This is a genomic window from Bacillus cereus group sp. BfR-BA-01331, from assembly GCF_022663915.1.
Lineage (GTDB): Bacteria > Bacillota > Bacilli > Bacillales > Bacillaceae_G > Bacillus_A > Bacillus_A mycoides.
Genome location: NZ_JAKUGJ010000101.1, coordinates 1 through 1,704, shown reverse-complemented (window position 1 = coordinate 1,704; position 1,704 = coordinate 1). Strand labels below are relative to the sequence as shown.

The window sequence follows — 1,704 nt, the reverse complement described above, 5'->3', positions numbered from 1 at the left end:
AAGGTAAGAGTTGGTTGGGATTATGGGAAGGAAATGAGTATGAAACTCGATACCACCCTTCTTTACGACATATTGCTTTTCGAGTTTCATACGAAGATTTAAAAGAATCTTTAAAGTGGCTAGATTTTATTCAAGTTGAGGCTGTCCCATTTGGTAATAGAGAATTATTGAGCCATTTATCCGGCCACACCAAGGTAATGCTTCAGTATACTTCAAAGACCCAGATGGTAACAGTTTAGAATTAATATGTCATATTGAAGTTCCTAATGAGTTAAAACATATTACAGATAAGTTGTCCTTTGTAGATTTGAAGAAACTAGTTAATAATACATTTAAATGAGAGATGCGAGATAAGCTTATTTTACTAAATGGGATCACCACACATCACTATCAAGCAAATATTTTAGAGTATCCCCAAAACGAAAATTGTATCTCTACATAGTTGTTCATGAAAATTCAGTTCATTTTTTTCATTTAGGGGAACAATTAATCTCTTAAGTTGATGGGCATGTGTCGTGAGGCCTAATAGCGGATAAGTACAAGCGCTGTCCATTGAAAATCAAATAGGTAATATCGGTTACCCATTTCTCATTCGGTTTTGAAGCTTGAAACTCCCTATTTAGATGGTTCTCTGAAATCACATAAGCTTCTTTTTTTCCGTAATAAGGTCGTTTTTTCCTAATTACGGCTTTGATACCTAGTTCACTCATCAATCTTTGGATGCGCTTATGATTCAAATAAAGGTTATATGTGGCTTTCAGCCACACTTGTATTCTTCTATATCCATAAATTCCTCTTAATTTTTTATGACACGCCAATATCTTTTTCTTAATTTAGATATCCTCTGATTGTTTTTTTGAAGGCGTCGTATGCCGTTTTATCCATTTGTAGTACCCACTTCTGGTTACACCAGCAATATCGCATAGAATGGTCACTGTATAACCTGTTTTTGTCATTTCATGGATGACTTCGAATTTTTTCGTTTTGGATACGACTTTCATACCTCCTTTTACATCCCTAAGAGCTTTTTTAACATTTCATTTTCCGCTTCTAATCGTCTGATCTTAGCTTCTGGATCTTCGGGTCTAACCCTTGGTCTACCTAAACCTGGTCCTTTCGCTTTACCGCGTTTTTCTTCTAGTCCTTTGATTCCTTCAGCTTCAAATTGTTTCACCCAACGACTTACAACCGAGTGATGAATACCTAATTTTTTCGCAATGTTTTTATAACTCATGCCTTCTTTTAAGTATAAATCTATAGCTTTTTTCTTAAATTCTACATCGTAAGTGACTCTAATTTTTCCCATAAAAAAATCCCCTCCATAGTAAACAGGTTAATGTGCTTTCATTTTCCTTTCTACTATAAGGGGATTATATCACTATGATAGCTGCTATCTCTTATTTCAAATCTTACTTTTTTTTTCGCTTATAAAGACTTTTATATAAACAGGGTCTCTTCCCCTGAGAAAAGTGCACCAATTTTCCTAATTTTGATTCGAACTATCTGTACTAGTAGCTTCACCATGTATACGTTGCTGTTTTAAATCAAAGTATACATCTAAAACTTCCTTTCCAATTATAGAATTAATTCCATTATGATCATCATGAAGCCACGGGACTACTACAGAAAATGCTACTTCTGGATTATCATATGGAGCATATCCAACTAATGTTAAGTTGTAACATTCCATACGTTCTCCTTTTG

The 1,704-nt window shown here is 34.3% G+C and carries 3 protein-coding genes and 2 pseudogenes; 1 reads left to right on the top strand and 4 read right to left on the bottom strand.

The window, feature by feature from the left end:
- Window positions 1-340 (top strand): annotated as a pseudogene (locus MR155_RS31035) (VOC family protein); the annotation flags it as partial.
- A 154-nt stretch (window positions 341-494) separates the two neighbouring features.
- Here the strand turns inward: MR155_RS31035 and MR155_RS32360 are convergent.
- The 4 genes and pseudogenes from MR155_RS32360 to MR155_RS31020 all read right to left on the bottom strand — a co-directional run.
- Window positions 495-818, bottom strand: a complete 324-nt coding sequence (locus tag MR155_RS32360) for an IS3 family transposase (protein ID WP_377954956.1) — start codon at window positions 816-818, stop codon at window positions 495-497.
- Window positions 819-833: 15 nt separating this feature from the next.
- Complete coding sequence (locus tag MR155_RS31030; protein ID WP_242312099.1) at window positions 834-1,001, bottom strand: hypothetical protein; 168 nt, start codon at window positions 999-1,001, stop codon at window positions 834-836.
- A gap of 8 nt (window positions 1,002-1,009) precedes the next feature.
- Window positions 1,010-1,306, bottom strand: coding sequence for a transposase (locus tag MR155_RS31025; RefSeq protein ID WP_242312098.1), 297 nt, complete (start codon window positions 1,304-1,306; stop codon window positions 1,010-1,012).
- A 177-nt stretch (window positions 1,307-1,483) separates the two neighbouring features.
- Window positions 1,484-1,704: pseudogene (locus MR155_RS31020) on the bottom strand (hypothetical protein); the annotation flags it as partial.